Origin of the sequence: Streptomyces sp. NPDC101194, assembly GCF_044767885.1 — a bacterium.
Lineage (GTDB): Bacteria > Actinomycetota > Actinomycetes > Streptomycetales > Streptomycetaceae > Streptomyces.
The window spans coordinates 900,150-916,918 of sequence record NZ_JBIWOS010000002.1 but is presented as its reverse complement, the minus strand read 5'-3'; the positions used below and the strand labels follow the sequence as shown (position 1 = coordinate 916,918).

Annotated in this window: 14 protein-coding genes; 10 read left to right on the top strand and 4 right to left on the bottom strand. The window is 69.9% G+C overall.

The window, feature by feature from the left end; all coding sequences use genetic code 11:
• Positions 1-10 precede the first annotated feature (10 nt).
• The 3 genes from ACIRP2_RS10920 (at position 11) to ACIRP2_RS10910 (ending at position 4,604) form a co-directional block, all read left to right on the top strand.
• Positions 11-715, top strand: a complete 705-nt coding sequence (locus tag ACIRP2_RS10920; RefSeq protein WP_404248629.1) for a DUF402 domain-containing protein — start codon at positions 11-13, stop codon at positions 713-715.
• 371 nt (positions 716-1,086) lie between these two features.
• Complete coding sequence (locus ACIRP2_RS10915; protein ID WP_404248627.1) at positions 1,087-3,000, top strand: SpoIIE family protein phosphatase; 1,914 nt, start codon at positions 1,087-1,089, stop codon at positions 2,998-3,000.
• Between the two features lie 134 nt (positions 3,001-3,134).
• Positions 3,135-4,604 carry a catalase gene (locus ACIRP2_RS10910; protein ID WP_404248625.1) on the top strand — a complete coding sequence of 490 codons (1,470 nt, stop codon included), beginning with the start codon at positions 3,135-3,137 and terminating at the stop codon, positions 4,602-4,604.
• Positions 4,605-4,678: 74 nt separating this feature from the next.
• Here ACIRP2_RS10910 and ACIRP2_RS10905 read toward each other — a convergent pair whose 3' ends face one another.
• Positions 4,679-6,931 (bottom strand): transglycosylase domain-containing protein, encoded by a 2,253-nt coding sequence (locus tag ACIRP2_RS10905; protein WP_404248623.1) that lies wholly within the window; start codon positions 6,929-6,931, stop codon positions 4,679-4,681.
• A 232-nt stretch (positions 6,932-7,163) separates the two neighbouring features.
• Here ACIRP2_RS10905 and ACIRP2_RS10900 point away from each other — a divergent pair, with 232 nt between their 5' ends.
• The 5 genes from ACIRP2_RS10900 to ACIRP2_RS10880 all read left to right on the top strand — a co-directional run bounded on the left by ACIRP2_RS10900 (position 7,164) and on the right by ACIRP2_RS10880 (position 12,153).
• On the top strand, positions 7,164-8,135 hold the full coding sequence (locus tag ACIRP2_RS10900; protein WP_404248621.1) for an SPFH domain-containing protein: 972 nt from the start codon (positions 7,164-7,166) through the stop codon (positions 8,133-8,135).
• The gene (locus ACIRP2_RS10895; RefSeq protein WP_376211630.1) at positions 8,132-8,377 is read left to right on the top strand and encodes a hypothetical protein; all 246 of its coding nucleotides are present in this window, start codon (positions 8,132-8,134) and stop codon (positions 8,375-8,377) included. Before ACIRP2_RS10900 ends, ACIRP2_RS10895 begins: the two co-directional genes overlap by 4 nt.
• A gap of 172 nt (positions 8,378-8,549) precedes the next feature.
• Positions 8,550-9,074, top strand: a complete 525-nt coding sequence (locus ACIRP2_RS10890; RefSeq protein WP_404248618.1) for a PadR family transcriptional regulator — start codon at positions 8,550-8,552, stop codon at positions 9,072-9,074.
• On the top strand, positions 9,071-9,757 hold the full coding sequence (locus ACIRP2_RS10885; protein WP_404248616.1) for an ABC transporter ATP-binding protein: 687 nt from the start codon (positions 9,071-9,073) through the stop codon (positions 9,755-9,757). The genes ACIRP2_RS10890 and ACIRP2_RS10885 overlap by 4 nt, the downstream gene beginning before the upstream one ends.
• The gene (locus tag ACIRP2_RS10880) at positions 9,754-12,153 is read left to right on the top strand and encodes an ABC transporter permease (protein ID WP_404248614.1); all 2,400 of its coding nucleotides are present in this window, start codon (positions 9,754-9,756) and stop codon (positions 12,151-12,153) included. Before ACIRP2_RS10885 ends, ACIRP2_RS10880 begins: the two co-directional genes overlap by 4 nt.
• 62 nt (positions 12,154-12,215) lie before the next feature.
• Here the strand turns inward: ACIRP2_RS10880 and ACIRP2_RS10875 are convergent, their stop codons facing one another.
• Positions 12,216-13,175: a hydrogen peroxide-inducible genes activator gene (locus tag ACIRP2_RS10875; RefSeq protein WP_404248612.1), complete on the bottom strand. Its 960-nt coding sequence runs from the start codon at positions 13,173-13,175 to the stop codon at positions 12,216-12,218.
• Positions 13,176-13,306: 131 nt separating this feature from the next.
• Between ACIRP2_RS10875 and ACIRP2_RS10870 the strand changes: the two genes are divergently transcribed.
• Both ACIRP2_RS10870 and ACIRP2_RS10865 read left to right on the top strand, forming a co-directional pair.
• Positions 13,307-13,861, top strand: a complete 555-nt coding sequence (locus tag ACIRP2_RS10870) for a peroxiredoxin (RefSeq protein ID WP_189542777.1) — start codon at positions 13,307-13,309, stop codon at positions 13,859-13,861.
• A gap of 12 nt (positions 13,862-13,873) precedes the next feature.
• Positions 13,874-14,407, top strand: a complete 534-nt coding sequence (locus tag ACIRP2_RS10865) for an alkyl hydroperoxide reductase (RefSeq protein WP_404248610.1) — start codon at positions 13,874-13,876, stop codon at positions 14,405-14,407.
• 80 nt (positions 14,408-14,487) lie between these two features.
• Here the strand turns inward: ACIRP2_RS10865 and ACIRP2_RS10860 are convergent, their stop codons facing one another.
• Positions 14,488-15,921, bottom strand: coding sequence for an AI-2E family transporter (locus tag ACIRP2_RS10860; RefSeq protein WP_404248608.1), 1,434 nt, complete (start codon positions 15,919-15,921; stop codon positions 14,488-14,490).
• Positions 15,922-16,056: 135 nt separating this feature from the next.
• A complete protein-coding gene (locus tag ACIRP2_RS10855; protein ID WP_404248606.1) occupies positions 16,057-16,761 on the bottom strand; it encodes a lytic transglycosylase domain-containing protein in 705 nt (234 codons plus the stop codon).
• Positions 16,762-16,769 lie beyond the last annotated feature (8 nt).

Sequence of the window (16,769 nt, the reverse complement as noted above, 5' to 3'; positions counted from 1 at the left end):
AGATCTGCCCATGGCAGGTACGGACAGCGGACACATCGAGCACTGGGCGCCGGGCGATCACATCCTGTGGCGCTACCGCGGCAACGTCCCGCGACCACGGGACGCCGCGCCGGAGCGCGCCCCGGACCCGGTGCACATCTGCCGTCCCGTCACCGTCGTCCAGGACACCGACGAGCTGCTCGCCGTGTGGGTGGCGCCCGGCACCGAGTGCGTGAAGCCGGTGCTGGCGAACGGCACCGAGGTGCACGACGAGCCGCTCGCCACCCGCTACACCGCCCCGCGCACCACCGCCCGCGCGCCCTGGCTCGGCAACGGCGTTCTCAAGCTCGCCCGTCCCGGTGAACCCTGGTCGGTCTGGCTCTTCTGGGAAACCGGCTGGCAGTTCCGCAGCTGGTACGTGAACCTGGAGGAACCGCGCACCCGCTGGGCGGGCGGCACCGACTCCGAGGATCACTTTCTCGACATCTCCGTCTACCCGGACCGCAGCTGGGTCTGGCGCGACGAGGACGAGTTCGCCCAGGCGCAGCGGGTCGGTCTGATGGCCCCGCGGACCGCACGGCGGGTGCGGGAGGCGGGCCGAGCGGCCGTCGAAATGATCCAGGAGTGGGGCGCGCCGTTCCGGGACGGCTGGGAGGACTGGCGGCCCGATCCGCGCTGGCGGATTCCGGCGCTCCCGGATGACTGGGACCGTACCCCCTCGCACATGGCGTCATGAGACCCTTGTTGCACCCCAGGGGGGCAAACGTAGGATCGTCGTCCGGAGCACGCATCCGCTCCAACCGGCGGACAACGAACCGGACCTGATCACAAGTCACCGCACGAGCACCACGCACTGCATGAGCTGTATGAGCCGCATCAGTCGTATGAATCGCCTGAGCCACTACGAGGGGGTGGAGACGTGCTCGCTGTCGCTCGCCCCGTCGCCGGAAACGTTGTCACCGAGCCGTCCCGCGGGCATCCGGTTTCGGCCCCTCGTTCGGGGGCATCCGGTGACAGCCGTTGTTATCGCCGCTCTTGCCGGGGCACAGTAGCGCCCCACGAGGTGATTGCCTCATACAACCGGCCCGGACGGACGGAACCCCACGCGTGACGGAGCACCCCACCTCCCACGAAGGCCGGCAGCCTCTCGCCGCCCGGTCGCAGGAACGCGCCCGGCCGCGGCAGCAGGATGCCGCGTCGGCCGCTTCCCCTGCCACCGCGGCGATCCCCGGCCCGGCCACGGCGCCGGGCGCGGGAGCGAGTCAGGCGGCCCCCGCGGGACTCGACCCACAGGCCGCGGCCCGTCGCGAGGGCGACCGGCTGCGTTTCGTGGGCGCCGCCACCCGGCGGATCGCCCGCGGCATAGACCTGGACGAGATCGTGCTGGGTCTGTGCCGGGCCAGCGTGCCGACCTTCTCCGACGCCATACTGGTCTACCTCCGCGACCCGCTCCCGGTCGGTGACGAGCGGCCGGTCTCCCCGTTCGTGCTGCGGCTGCGCCGGTCGGACCGGCTGCGCCTGAACGAGGACGAGACCGAGACCCCGTCGGAGATCGAGCGCCTGCGGCTGCCCGCCCTCGACCCGCACGGCGACATGCCCCCGGCGGCCGAACTGTGCGAGGTCCGCTCGGGCGGCGCGCTCGCCGAGGTGCTGCGCGGTGTGCGGCCGGTCTTCGGCGACTCCGCGGCGGCCCGCGCCGCGCTGCCCGAACTGCTCGGCGCCGGACGGGCCGTACCCACCGGGCACCGCGCGATCCTCGCCCCGCTGCGCGGCCGGCGGCGGGTGATCGGCGCCGCCGTCTTCCTGCGCGGCACCGAGCGGCCGCCCTTCGAGGCCAACGACCTGCTGGTCGCGGCGCAGCTGGCGACGCACACCGCGCTCGGCATCGACAAGGCCGTGCTGTACGGGCGCGAGGCGTACATCGCCGACGAGCTGCAGCGCACCATGCTGCCCGACTCGCTGCCGCAGCCGACCGGCGTCCGGCTCGCCTCCCGCTATCTCCCGGCCGCCGAGACGGCCCGGGTCGGCGGCGACTGGTACGACGCGATCCCGCTGCCCGGCAGCAGGGTGGCCCTGGTCGTCGGTGACGTCATGGGCCACTCCATGACGTCCGCGGCGATCATGGGCCAGCTGCGCACCACCGCCCAGACCCTGGCCCAGCTCGACCTGCCGCCGCAGGAGGTGCTGCACCATCTCGACGAGCAGGCGCAGCGGCTCGGCAGCGACCGCATGGCGACCTGCCTGTACGCGGTGTACGACCCCGTCGCGCACCGCATCACCATCGCCAATGCCGGGCATCCGCCGCCCGTCCTGCTCCATCTGGGCGGCCGTGCGGAGGTACTGCGGGTGCCGGCGGGCGCCCCGATCGGCGTGGGCGGTGTGGACTTCGAGGCCGTCGAGCTGGACGCGCCGGCGGGCGCCACGCTGCTGCTGTACACCGACGGTCTGGTGGAGTCCCGGCTGCGGGACGTCTGGACCGGGATCGAGATGCTGCGCGAGCGGCTCGCCGCCACCGCCCGGCTGACCGGCCCGGACCACTCGCCACCGCTGGAGGCCCTGTGCGACGACGTCCTGGACATGCTCGGCCCCGGTGACCGGGACGACGACATCGCGCTGCTCGCCGCCCGGTTCGACGGGATCGCGCCGAGCGATGTCGCGTACTGGCACCTCGAACCGGAGGAGACCGCGCCGGGCCGGGCCCGCAGGCTGGCCCGGCGGGCCCTGAGCCGATGGGGGCTCGACGAGCTCTCCGACTCGGTGGAGCTGCTGGTCAGCGAGGTGGTGACCAATGCCGTGCGGTACGCGGAGCGGCCGGTGACGCTGCGGCTGCTCCGTACCGACCTGTTGCGCTGCGAGGTCGGCGACGACGCCCCGCAGCTGCCCCGGCAGCGCCGGGCACGGGACATGGACGAGGGCGGACGGGGTCTGTTCCTCGTCAACCGGATGGCCAGACGGTGGGGCGCGACGCGTCTGTCGACCGGCAAGGTGGTCTGGTTCGAGATGCCGACCCGGGGCCAGTAGGAGGGTCCGGGCGGGGCACGCGCGAGAGCCCTGCACGGACGGTAGCCAAATGTTGCCGACCTCCTGTCGGCGGAGTTGACTTCAGTCGTGAACGAGGCGACCTGACCGAAACCCCCACCGACGGGAGGACGCTCGTGCCCGAGGAAACGAAGACCAAGAACACCCCATACACCACGAACAACGCCGGAATCCCGGTGGAGAGCGATGAACACTCGCTCACTGTCGGATCCGACGGACCGATCCTGCTCCAGGACCACTACCTCATCGAGAAGATGGCCCAGTTCAACCGTGAACGGGTCCCCGAACGAGTGGTTCACGCCAAGGGCTCCGGTGCCTACGGCGTTTTCAAGGTGACCAACGACGTCAGCCAGTTCACCAAGGCCGACCTCTTCCAGCCGGGCAAGCAGACCGCCATGCTCGCCCGCTTCTCCACGGTCGCCGGCGAACAGGGCTCTCCCGACACCTGGCGCGACCCCCGTGGGTTCGCTCTGAAGTTCTACACGGAGCACGGCAACTACGACATGGTCGGCAACAACACGCCGATCTTCTTCGTGCGCGACCCGATGAAGTTCCAGGACTTCATCCGTTCGCAGAAGCGCCGCCCGGACAGCGCGGTGCGCGACCACGACATGCAGTGGGACTTCTGGACGCTGTCCCCCGAGTCCGCCCACATGGTGACGTGGCTGATGGGCGACCGGGGCATCCCGAAGACCTATCGCCATATGAACGGCTACAGCTCGCACACCTATATGTGGGTGAACGCGGGCGGCGAGCGGTTCTGGGTCAAGTACCGCTTCAAGACCGACCAGGGCATCGACTTCTACCCCCAGGCCGAGGCCGACGAGATCGCGGGCATCGACGGTGACGTCCACCGCCGCGACCTGTTCGAGTCGATCAAGCGCGGTGACCACCCGAGCTGGACGCTGTACGTCCAGATCATGCCGTTCGACGACGCACCGGACTACCGGTTCAACCCGTTCGACCTCACGAAGGTGTGGCCGCACGGCGACTACCCGGAGATCGAAGTCGGCCGGATGACGCTCAACGAGAACCCGGAGGACTTCTTCGTCCACATCGAGCAGGCGTCCTTCGAGCCGTCGAACCTGGTGCCCGGCATCGGTCCGTCGCCCGACAAGATGCTGCTCGGCCGGCTCTTCTCGTACCCGGACACCCACCGGTACCGGATCGGCCCGAACTACGCGCAGCTTCCCCCGAACCGTCCGCGGTTCGGCCGGAACTCGTACGCGAAGGACGGTCCCATGCGGTACGAGCCGACGCGTACGGGAGCGGTCTACGCGCCGAATTCGTACGGCGGTCCGGCCGCGGACACCGAGCGCTTCGGCGACCCGGCGGGCTGGGCCACGGCGGGCGAGATGGTGCACGAGGCGTACAAGCTGCACCGCGAGGACGACGACTGGGGCCAGGCGGGCACGATGGTGCGCAAGGTCCTGGACGACGCGGCCCGCGACCGGCTGGTTTCGAACATTTCCGGCCATCTGCTGGACGGGGTGAGCGCCCCGGTCCTGGAGCGGGCGCTGCAGTACTGGCGCAACGTCGACAAGGACCTCGGCGACCGGATCGCCAAGAAGGTCAACGGCGGCTGACACCGTCGTACGCGGCGGACACGGGTGAGGGGCGGTGCCGGTCGGCACCGCCCCTCACCCGTGTCCTCACGACCTCACTGTCCGGGCGGGCGGTTCGCGACGTTGTTGTTCACGACGTTGTTGTTGCTGTTGCCCGGCCGTCCGGGGTCCCCTCCGTCGCCCGGCAGACCCGGGGTCTGGCTCGGCGGCGGCTCCGGGGTCTGGCTCGGCGGCGGCTCCGGCGACTGGCTGGCCGGCTGGCTGGGCTGGTCGCTCGGGCTCTGTGCCGGCCGGCTCGGCTCCTGGGACGGGGAGTGCGTGGGGCTCTCCGGGGCGGAGGGGGTGTTCGACGGGGTGTTGGGCACGGTGGCCTCGCCGCGCTCGACGTCCTGCAGGTCGAACTGGTTGCTGGAGCCGCCGTTCAGCGCGCCGAGGGTGTAGTCCGCCCAGATCTCCGCCGGGAAGCCACCACCGTTGGCGCGGCCGGAGTTCGCGGTGCCGGTCAGGCTGACCTGGGTGCCGCCCTGGGGGGATTCACCGAAGAGCGCGACGACCGTGGTGAGGTCCGGGGTGTAGCCCGCGAACAGGGCGGCCTTGTTGTTCTCCGAGGTGCCCGTCTTGCCGGCCGCCTCGTAGGCCGAGGTGTTGGCCGCCCGGCCGGAGCCGCTCTTCACGACGCCCTGCAGGACGGAGGTCACGGTGTCGGCGGACTTGCGGCTGATCACCTGGTCGCCGATGCCCTTGACCGGCTCGACCGTCCGGTCGCGGTGGACGGCGGACTTCACGATGAACGGGGTGACCTTCTTGCCGTGGTTGTCGAGCGTGGCGTACGCGCCCGCCATGTCCCAGGTCGAGGCGTTCATCGTGCCGAGCGTGATGGCGGGGCGCTCGGGGAAGTTCGTGTCGGGCAGACCGAGCGCCAGCGCGGTCTTCTTCACCGCGGCGGGGCCGACGTCGACGACCATCTGTGCGAAGACCGAGTTGATCGACTTGTTCATCGCGGTCTGCACGGTGACGTCGCCGTAGCTCTGGTTGTCCTCGTTCTCCGGGGCGAACGGCGTGTCGCCGCCCACCACCGGCCGCTTGCTGGTGCCGTCGTAGCGGGTGTTGACGCCGATCAGATCGCCGTCCTGGGTCTTCGACTCGTTCTCCAGCGCGGAGGCGAACACCAGGGGCTTGAAGGTGGAGGCGGGCTGGTAGTCCCGGCGCGTGGCGTTGGACACGTAGTGCTTGACGTAGTCCACCCCGCCGTAGAGCGCGACGACGGCTCCGGTCTTCGGATCGACGGAGGTGGCACCCGCCTGGACGGTCGCGTCGACCTTGTTGCCCTTGCGGTCCAGCTTGGACTCCAGCTGCCGGTCGACCGACTCCTCCAGCTGCTTCTGCCGCTTCTTGTCGATGTTGAGGGTGAAGGTCCAGCCGCCGGCCTGCCGCATCTCGGCCGTGATGCCCTGCTTCTTCAGCTCCTCGTTGGCGGCCTCGACGAGGTATCCGGTCTGGCCGTTCATGCCGGGGGCGGGCTTGGGCTTGTCCGGGACGGGGAACTTCAGGGTGTCGCGCTCGGCCTTGTCGAGCCAGTGCATCTCGACCATGTTGTCGAGCGTGTAGCCCCAGCGCTCCTTGACGAGCTTCTTGCCGGTCGGTGACGCGACCGCCCAGTCGTACTGGCTGGGGGCCTGGAGCAGCGCGGCCAGGTAGGCGCCCTGCGAGACGTCGAGGTTCTTGGCGTCGACCCCGTAGTAGGCCTGCGCCGCGGCCTGGATACCGCTGGCGCCGCGGCCGTAGTAGGAGGTGTTGATGTACCCGGCGAGGATGTCGTTCTTCTCGTACCTCTGGTCGACCTTGAGGGAGATGACCAGTTCCTTGAGCTTGCGGCTGATCGTCGGGTCCTGCGTCAGGTAGTAGTTCTTCACGTACTGCTGGGTGATGGTCGAGCCGCCCTGCTTGCCCTTGCCGCTGAGGGTGTTCAGGATGCCGCGCGCGGTGCCCTTCAGGTCGACGCCCTTGTCCTGGTAGAAGGACTTGTTCTCGGCGGCCACGAAGGTGTGCTGCACGTCCTTGGGGACTTCGGCGAGATCCACGTTCTGCCGGTTGACCCCGTTGCCGGTCCGGGCCAGCACGGTGCCGTCGCTGTACTTGTAGACGTTGCTCTGCCGCTCGGCCAGGGCGTTGGCCTTCGGTATGTCCACATACATGTAGAGCGCCACGAAGGCGCCCATGATCAGCAGGCAGAAGACGAAGAAAGCGCCCAGCATCTTCCGCCAGGTGAAGAGTCTGCGTATGCCGCCGCTCTTCTGGGCCCGCCGCGCTCCGCGCTGCTGGGCTCGTCGCGCATCCGCTCGACCCATCGCTGTTTTGCTCCTGTTTCTCTGCTCGACCAGATCAGCTCAGCCCAGCCAGCTAACACCGTCGGCAAGGACGAAAAGCAAGCGATGTGGCCTTTTCCGGACGTGACAATCAGCACCCGCTCTGTAGGGAACCGACTCGCCAGAGGCGCTCAAGGTTGCGAGGACAGGTAATGTGTAATCACATTGCTAGCACCGAACCAGTCGCTGCCGGCCTTCCGAAACGGGGGATCCCATGTCCGACCACGCCCATCCGTACGACGCGTCCACTCTGACCGCCGACCTCGCACCCGATGCCCCTCAGATGCCTGAACCGCAGGTGAGAGAGGTGACCGCGCACAGCATCCCGGGCGGTCTCGGCCTGCTGCTGACCGTGATCGGAGTGATCGCCGGCATCGGGCTCGCGATCGTCGGCGGCGTCGTCGGCTCGAACGGGAACAACGGCGTGGGCGTCCCGGTGTGCATCTTCGGGATCCTGCTCGCCATCGCCTCCTTCTTCTGCATGACGGGTGTGAAGATGGTCGCACCGGGCGAGGCACGGGTGATACAGCTCTTCGGCCGGTACGTCGGCACGATCCGCACCGACGGACTGCGCTGGATCAATCCGCTCACCAGCAGCCGGAAGATCTCCACCCGGGTCCGCAACCACGAGACGGCGGTCCTGAAGGTCAACGACGCCTACGGCAACCCGATCGAGCTCGCCGCGATCGTCGTCTGGAAGGTCGAGGACACCGCGCAGGCGCTCTTCGAGGTCGACGACTTCCTGGAGTTCGTCGCCACCCAGACCGAGGCGGCCGTCCGGCACATCGCGATCGAGTACCCGTACGACGCCCACGAGGAGGGCGGCCTCTCGCTGCGCGGCAACGCGGAGGAGATCACCGAGAAGCTGGCCGTGGAGCTCACCGCCCGGGTGCAGGCCGCCGGTGTACGGATCATCGAATCGCGCTTCAGTCACCTCGCGTACGCCCCCGAGATCGCCTCCGCGATGCTCCAGCGCCAGCAGGCCGGCGCGGTGGTCGCGGCCCGGCAGCAGATCGTCGAGGGCGCGGTCGGCATGGTCGAGATGGCGCTGACCCGGATCGCCGAGCAGGACATCGTCGAACTGGACTCGGAACGGAAGGCGGCCATGGTCAGCAACCTGATGGTGGTGCTGTGCGGCGACCGCGCCGCGCAGCCGGTCCTCAATACGGGCACTCTTTACCAGTGACGGAAGAGACCCCCGGGCGCAGGCCCCCGCCGCAGCGCAAGCAGATGCTGCTGCGGCTGGACCCCGCGGTCCACGATGCGCTGGCCCGCTGGGCCTCCGACGAGCTGCGCAGCGCGAACGCCCAGATCGAGTTCCTGCTGCGCAGGGCTTTGGCGGAGGCGGGCCGCCTGCCGGGCACGGCCCGCCCGATCCCCCGCAGGGGGCGCCCGCCGAAGGAGAGGCCGAACCCGCCCGGCGACTGAGGCCCGGGGGTCCGGGGGTCCGGCGAGGGCGGAATCCGGCGGGGCGAGGGGCGCCCGCCCCTCGCCCCGAAGCGGTGCACGAGGGACGGACCGGGGAAGGCACGCGAGCCTTCCCCGGTCCGGCACCCCTGCGTATACACCCGAGGTATACACACCATGTACAGTGCTCCGCATGTCTATCGGCCACACCCTGCTCGGACTCCTGGAGTCCGGCCCCCGCCACGGCTACGACCTCAAGCGGACATTCGACGAGAAGTTCGGCCACGACCGCCCCCTGCACTACGGGCAGGTCTACTCGACCATGTCCCGGCTGCTCAAGAACGGCCTCGTCGAGGTCGACGGCGTCGAGAGCGGCGGCGGCCCCGAACGCAAGCGGTACGCGATCACCGAGGCGGGCATCACCGATGTCACCGCCTGGCTCGCACAGCCGGAGAAGCCCGAGCCGTATCTCCAGTCGACGCTCTACACCAAGGTCGTCCTGGCCCTGCTCACCGGCCGGAGCGCCGAGGCCCTGCTGGACACCCAGCGCGCCGAGCACCTGCGCCTCATGCGCATCCTCACCGACCGCAAGCGCCGGGGCGACCTCGCCGATCAGCTGATCTGCGACCACGCGCTCTTCCACCTCGAAGCCGATCTGCGCTGGCTGGAACTGACCGCCGCCCGGCTGGACCGACTCGCCGCGGAGGTACGCGCGTGACCCCCGCCGGCTCCCTGCTCAGCGCCCGCGACCTACACAAGTCGTACGGATCGACCCCCGCGCTCGACGGCGCCTCGTTCTCCATCCACCCCGGCGAGGTCGTCGCCGTGCTGGGCCCGTCCGGCTCCGGCAAGTCGACCCTGCTGCACTGCCTCGCCGGGATCGTCACCCCGGACAGCGGCACGATCACCTACGCGGGCCGCGAGCTCTCCGCGATGTCCGACGCCGAGCGCAGCGCCCTGCGCCGCACCGAGTTCGGCTTCGTCTTCCAGTTCGGCCAGCTCGTCCCGGAGCTGACCTGTGTGGAGAACGTCGCCCTGCCGCTCCGCCTGAGCGGGGCCAGGCGCAAGGACGCCGAACGCGCCGCCCGCCACTGGCTGGAGCGCCTGGAGGTGGACGACGTCGCCGCCAAGCGTCCCGGTGAGGTCTCCGGCGGCCAGGGGCAACGCGTCGCCGTGGCCCGTGCGCTGGCCGCGTCCCCGAAGGTCGTCTTCGCCGATGAGCCGACCGGCGCCCTGGACTCCCTCAACGGCGAGCGGGTCATGGAGCTGCTCACCGAAGCGGCCCGGTCCACCAATGTCGCCGTGGTCCTGGTGACGCACGAGGCCCGCGTCGCCGCCTACTCCGACCGCGACGTCACCGTGCGCGACGGCCGGGCACGCGACCTGGAGCACGCGGTATGACTCTGCTCGACCACAAGAACGTCCCGGCCGACGCGCCGCCCCGGGCCACCGAACCCACCGGCGTCGCCGCCCTGCTGCGCGACCTCGGCCTCGGTGTCCGGTTCGCCGCGTCCGGCGGGCGCGAGGGGTGGATCCGCACCCTGCTGACCGCCGCCGGCGTCGGCCTCGGCGTGGCGCTGCTACTGGTCGCCGCCTCCGTGCCGAACATGCTCGACCACCGTTCCGCGCGCGACCAGGCCCGCTCCGAGACCAAGATCGCCGACTCGCCCGACGCCCAGGCCGAGAAGACCGACACCTCGGTTCTCCGGATCAACGGGGAGACCGAGTACTGCGGCCGGACCGTCATGGGCTACCTGATGCGTGCGGACGGTACGCGTCCGGTCGTCCCGCCGGGTGTCGCACACTTCCCCGGCGCGCACGAGATGGTGGTCTCCCCCGCTCTGAAGAAGCTGCTCGACTCCTCGGAAGGCAGCCTCCTCAGGGAGCGGCTGCCGTACCGGATCATCGGCACGATCGCCGACGACGGCCTGATCGCTCCGGGAGAGCTGTTCTACTACGCGGGCAGCGACACCCTGACTCCCGCCACCGGCGGCCACCGGATCGCCGGTTACGGCGACCCGGGCCCGACCGATCCCATGTCGCCGATCCTCGTCGTGCTGACCATCATGATCTGTGTCGTCCTGCTGATGCCGGTCACGATCTTCATCGCGACGGCCGTGCGGTTCGGCGGCGAGCGGCGCGACCGCAGGCTCGCCGCGCTGCGTCTGGTCGGTGCGGACATCCGGATGACCCGCCGGATCGCGGCCGGCGAGGCGTTCTTCGGGTCGGTGCTCGGGCTGCTGGCCGGCCTGGCCTTCTTCCTGGTGGGGCGTCACTTCATGGGCTCCGTCGAGGTGTGGGACGTCAGCGCGTTCCCGGCGGACCTGGTCCCCGACCCCTGGCTGGCGGCGCTGATCGTGGTCGCGGTTCCGGTGGCGGCGGTACTGGTCACGCTGGTCGCTCTGCGCTCGGTGGTCATCGAACCGCTCGGCGTCGTACGCAGCGGCCGCAACCGCAAGCGCCGGATCTGGTGGCGCCTGCTGGTTCCGGTCGCGGGCCTGGCGGTGCTCGTGCTGTCCGGCAAGGCGGACAGCGTGGTGAACCCCTATCCGATCGCCGGCGGCGCCGTGCTCGTGCTCGTCGGGCTCGCCCTGCTGCTGCCGTGGCTGGTCCAGGCGTGCGTGAACCGGCTGCACGGCGGCCCGGTGCCCTGGCAGCTCGCCACCCGCAGGCTCCAGCTGAGCAGTGGTGCGGCCTCCCGCGCGGTCAGCGGCATCACGGTCGCGGTCGCGGGCGCCGTGGCGCTGCAGATGCTGTTCGCCGCGGTGGGCGACGACTTCAACCGGATGACCGGGCAGGACCCGACGCGGGCCCAGTTCTACACGTACTCCGAGACCGTCACCGGCGACGCGGCCACGCGGACCATCAAGAAGTTCCGGGCCACCGAGGGCGTGACCGGGGTCATCGGGACGGTCGAGACGTACGTCGTCAAACCCGGCAAGTACAAGGACGAAGACGTCCAGCCCACCACCTCGCTGACCGTCGGCGACTGCCCGACGCTGCGCGAGATCGCCCGGATCGACTCCTGCAAGGAGGGCGACGTCTTCGTCGTCCACCCCCCGGACAAGGAAATGGCGGAGTGGACGGACGAGACGGCCCGCAAGGGCAAGCCGGTCGAGCTCAACTCCATGGCGGGGGAACCCGGCGAGAAGTCGAAGCTGTGGACCCTGCCCGCCGACGCCCGGACCGTTCCGTCCCGCAATGATCCGATGGGCCAGGAACACTTCGGCATCGTGGCCACGGTCGGCGCGATCGACCCGACCACCCTGCCGCACGCCCAGACCAACGCGCAGATCCGGGTGGACCGGAGCGTCGAGGACGTCTCCGAGTACGTACGGAACACGGCGGCCCAGCTCGACCCGGGGATGCGCGTCGTCGCCCTGAACTCGGTGGTCCGCGACCGGCAGTACGCCACTGTGCAGAGGGGCCTCCAGGTCGGGGGGACCGCGACGCTGCTGCTGATCGCCGTCGCGATGCTGGTCTCGCAGCTGGAGCAGTTGCGGGAGCGCAAGCGCCTGCTGTCCGTCCTGGTCGCCTTCGGTACCCGGCGGACCACGCTCGGCTGGTCGGTGCTCTGGCAGACCGCAGTCCCCGTTCTCATCGGACTGGCGGTCGCGATCGCCGGCGGTCTCGGCCTGGGGGCCGTGATGGTCCACATGATCAGCAAGCAGGTGACCGAATGGTGGCTGTTCCTGCCGATGGCGGGGGCGGGCGCGGCGCTGATCGCGCTGGTCACCCTGGTGTCGCTGCCACCGCTGTGGCGCATGATGCGTCCGGACGGACTGCGCACGGAGTGACGTCGCGGCAGCCACGAGGGGTGCGGTCCCCGGAGCGGGGGACCGCACCCCTTTCCCGCGCCCTACCTGCCCGTCGTCACCCGCACCGGCAGCGTCTCCATCGCCTCCCGCAACGCCACCGCGAACTCCTCGAACTCCTCGTGCCGTGCCGCGCCCGTCCGCATCCCCAGCGCCACCCGCCGCGACGGTGCGGGTTCCGCGAAGTACCCGGTGGCCAACGCGTCGTTGCGGCCGGTCTCGACCGTCACCGCGGTACGCGGCAACAGCGTCACCCCCAGCCCGCCGGCGACCAGCTGCACCAGCGTGGAGAGGCCGGCCGCGGTCGTGGTGACCGGCGCCCCCTCCGTGCGCCCCGCCTCCCGGCATATGTCGAGCGCCTGGTCGCGCAGGCAGTGCCCCTCGTCGAGCAGCAGCAGCGGCAGTTCGCGCAGCGCCTCACGCGGGATGTCGGTGCGCCCGCCCAGCCAGTGGTCCTGCTCCATGACGAGCACGAAGTCCTCGTCGAACAGAGGGAGTTCGGTCATACCCGGCACTCCGAGCGGTACGGCGAGCAGCAGCAGGTCCAGCCTGCCCGCGGCCAGCCCCTCCAGCAGCGAGGAGGTCTGCTCCTCGTGCACCTGGAGGTCGAGTTCGGGATAGCGGTCGTGGACGAGCCGCAGCACGGTCGGCAGCAGATACGGGGCGACGGTCGGGATCACCCCGAGTCTGAGCACTCCGGTGAACGGCGCCCGGACCGCCTCGGCCTCCTCCATCAGCTCGCCGACGGCCTCCAGCACCACCCGGGCCCGGACCGCGAGCCGCTCCCCGGCCGGCGAGAGCAGCACCTTGCGCGTCGTACGCTCGATGAGCTGGACACCCAGTGCCTCCTCCAGCGCCGACACGGCCCCGGAGAGCGCCGGCTGACTCATCCCGATTGCTGCCGCCGCGTCCCTGAAGTGCAGATATTCAGCGACGGCCGCGAAGGCGCGCAGCTGCGACAGACTGGGCTGTTTGGTTCGATTGCCCTGATTGCTCTGCGCCACTGATAGGCACCTCCGATCATCACGACCGAGTGTAGCTATTTCCGCGATCAATGCACTCTGTGCCAAGGTGGATCTCGTCCAACCCTCAGGAACTCCCGCAAAAGGGAATTCCAACCCCGCAAGGAGAGCGCGTGCTCACTGTCGGTGACAAGTTCCCCGAGTTCGACCTGACTGCTTGTGTTTCGCTGGAGAGCGGCAAGGAGTTCGAGCAGATCAACCACAAGACCTACGAGGGCAAGTGGAAGATCGTCTTCGCGTGGCCGAAGGACTTCACCTTCGTGTGCCCCACCGAGATCGCCGCCTTCGGCAAGCTGAACGACGAGTTCGCCGACCGTGACGCCCAGATCCTCGGCTTCTCCGGTGACTCCGAGTTCGTGCACCACGCCTGGCGCAAGGACCACCCGGACCTGACCGACCTGCCGTTCCCGATGATGGCCGACTCGAAGCACGAGCTCATGCGTGACCTCGGCATCGAGGGCGAGGACGGCTTCGCGCAGCGCGCCGTCTTCATCGTCGACCAGAACAACGAGATCCAGTTCACGATGGTGACCGCCGGTTCCGTGGGCCGTAACCCCAAGGAGGTCCTGCGGGTCCTGGACGCCCTGCAGACCGACGAGCTGTGCCCGTGCAACTGGACCAAGGGCGAGAACACCCTCGACCCGGTCGCGCTCCTCGCGGGCGAGTGAGCTGACAGCGACATGGCACTCGACGAACTGAAGGCCGCCGTCCCGGACTTCGCCAAGGACCTGAAGCTGAACCTCGGTTCGGTCATCGGGAACAGCGACCTCCCGCAGCAGCAGCTGTGGGGCACCGTCCTGGCGTGCGCGATCGCCTCGCGCTCGCCGAAGGTGCTGCGCGAGCTGGAGCCGGAGGCGAAGGCCAACCTCTCCGCGCAGGCGTACACCGCGGCGAAGTCCGCCGCCGCCGTCATGGCGATGAACAACGTCTTCTACCGGACCCGGCACCTGCTGTCGGACCCCGAGTACGGGACGCTGCGCGCGGGGCTGCGGATGAATGTCATCGGCAACCCGGGCGTGGAGAAGATCGACTTCGAACTGTGGTCGCTCGCCGTCTCCGCCATCAACGGCTGCGGCCAGTGCCTGGACTCCCACGAGCAGGTGCTGCGCAAGGCCGGCGTGGACCGTGAGACCATTCAGGAAGCCGTCAAGATCGCCTCGGTGATCCAGGCGGTCGGCGTGACCCTCGAAGCCGAGGCCGTGCTCGCCGAGTAGGACCAGCGGTACCCCTTGCACGAGAAGGGCCCCGAGGACGACCGACCGTCCCCGGGGCCCTTCTTCTCATCCGTCCCGCGTCACTTGCCGGTTCCGTCCTCGGTGCCGCGCTCCCCGACCGCCTTGTCGTCGCCGTGGTCGATGCCCTCGGGCGGCGAGCCGGGCGTGGGGGTCGGAGCGACATCGAGCGCGGTCGCCCCGTGCGGGGCCGGTGTGTGCCGCAGGGCCTCCTCCTGCCCGTACGCCCGTAGATAGCCGACCACCGTATTGGTGACCGCCACGAGCGGCACCGCGACGACCGCTCCGCCGATGCCCGCGATCATGCCGCCCGCGGCGACGGAGAGGACGACGGCGAGCGGATGCACCCGTACCGCGCGTCCCAGGATGAACGGCTGCAGCACATGCCCCTCGATCTGCTGCACCGCGAGCACCACGACCAGCACCATCAGCGCGGTGAACACGCCCTCGGTGACCAGTGCGACGACCACCGCCAGCGCTCCGGACACCACCGCGCCGATCAGGGGGATGAAGGCGAAGAGGAAGATGAACACGGCGAGCGGCACCGCCATCGGCACCTTGAGGAACCAGATTCCGAGCCCGATGAAGATGGCGTCGATCAGCGCCACCAGGACCGTGCCCCGCACATAGGCGGTCAGGGTCCGCCAGGCGCGTGGCCCGGCGCCCGCGACACCCGGCCGGGCCTGGGCGGGCACCAGCTTCAGCACCCAGTGCCAGATCCGCTTCCCGTCGTACAGCAGGAAGAGCGTCGAGAACATCGCCAGCAGCATCCCGGTGAGGAGCTCCACCATCACGGTGACGCCCTGGAGTCCGGCGGAGGTTATCTGCTCGGTGTTGGTGCCGATGGTGTCGCTGAGGTTCTTCGCGACGTCGTTGATCTGCTGCTCGGTGACATGGAAGGGGCTGTCGAGCAGCCAGTTCTTCAGGTCGTCGATACCCGTCCGCACCTTGTCGGAGAGGGTGTCGATGTTGTCCATCACCTGCCAGACGACGAACCAGCCGACCAGCCCGATGATGACGAAGCCCAGAATCGCGGTGACGGCGGTGGCCAGCCCGCGCGGCAGACCGTACCGTCGCAGCCGGGCGACGGTCGGCTGCAGCATCGCGGTGACGAGCAGCGCGGCGACGAAGGCCAGAACCACCAGCTGGACGGCGCTGATGACCCGCATCATCACCCAGAGCGTGCCCGCCAGGACGAGCAGCCTCCAGCCCGCCTCGGCCGCGACCCGCATGCCCCAGGGGATCGCCGCGACCGGATCGGGCCGGGCGGCCACGGACGGGGCGTACGCGGGTGGCGGCGGCACATGGTCGGCCACGGGCTCGCGCCGGGGCACGTCGTCCGGCCGGGCAGTGGGGGGCACCGGCGGTCCGGCCGGCACCACCGGCACGACCTCGTCCGCCTCGGCCTCGGCCTCGGCCCTGCGCCGCTCCAGCCGCTCGCCCAGTTCGGTCAGTTCGGCGCCCAGCCGGCCGAGCCACCCCGGAAGTTTCGACATGATCGTTCCTCTTCCCCCGCTCTCGCTCCCCACCGCTCCCCCGGCGAGCCGTCCGGACCGACCGTACACGCGCGAAGCCCCTCACCGTAGGACGGCGAGGGGCTTCGCGAGGTTGAGACCGGGGCCTCGGACGTTCTAGTACCAGTTGTTGGCCTGCCAGAAGGACCAGGCACCGCACGGGCTGCCGTAGCGCCCGTCCATGTAGCTGAGGCCCCACTTGATCTGCGTGGCCGGGTTGGTCTGCCAGTCGGCACCGGCGGAGGCCATCTTCGAGCCGGGCAGCGCCTGGACGAGGCCGTAGGCACCGGAGGACGGGTTGCTCGCCCGGTAGTTCCAGGTGGACTCGTGGTTCACGATGTTGCTGAAGCACTGGAACTGGTCGGCGGGAACCATCTGCCGTGCCATCGCCTGGACTTGGGCCACGGTGTACGAGCTCTGCGTGGTGAAGGAGGAGGCGCTGCGGACCTCGGAACGGCTGGCACGCTCGAGCGCGTCCTTCTTGTCCTGGCGCTCCTTCTCCAGCTTGGCCTCGGCCGCCTGCTTCTTCGACTTGGCGTCCTTGGCGGCCTGGATACGAGCCGCTTCCTCCACGGACTTCTTCGCCGCCGCGTCGGCCGCGGACGCCTGGGCGTCGGCCTGCTGCGTCAGCGAGGCGGTCTGCACCTGGGCCTGCTGGCCCGCGGGGATGTCTGCGAGCAGCGTGGTGTCGGCTGCGGTCGCCTCGAAGTTGTTGTCGTCGGCAGCGGGAGTGCTGCCCGAAGCAACGCCTACGACGGCGCCGACGGTGGTTACGGCAGTGGCGGATGCCACGGCGAACCCCCGGACCGAGATCCGGCTCACACGGTGTC

Excerpts from the sequence above, each read along its gene's own strand:
- ACIRP2_RS10920 (WP_404248629.1), top strand. The coding sequence starts at position 11 with ATGGCAGGTACGGACAGCGGACACATCGAGCACTGGGCGCCGGGCGAT.
- ACIRP2_RS10880 (WP_404248614.1), top strand. The coding sequence starts at position 9,754 with ATGACTCTGCTCGACCACAAGAACGTCCCGGCCGACGCGCCGCCCCGG.
- ACIRP2_RS10860 (WP_404248608.1), bottom strand. The coding sequence starts at position 15,921 with ATGTCGAAACTTCCGGGGTGGCTCGGCCGGCTGGGCGCCGAACTGACC.
- ACIRP2_RS10865 (WP_404248610.1), top strand. The coding sequence starts at position 13,874 with ATGGCACTCGACGAACTGAAGGCCGCCGTCCCGGACTTCGCCAAGGAC.
- ACIRP2_RS10905 (WP_404248623.1), bottom strand. The coding sequence starts at position 6,931 with ATGGGTCGAGCGGATGCGCGACGAGCCCAGCAGCGCGGAGCGCGGCGG.
- ACIRP2_RS10890 (WP_404248618.1), top strand. The coding sequence starts at position 8,550 with ATGTCTATCGGCCACACCCTGCTCGGACTCCTGGAGTCCGGCCCCCGC.
- ACIRP2_RS10900 (WP_404248621.1), top strand. The coding sequence starts at position 7,164 with ATGTCCGACCACGCCCATCCGTACGACGCGTCCACTCTGACCGCCGAC.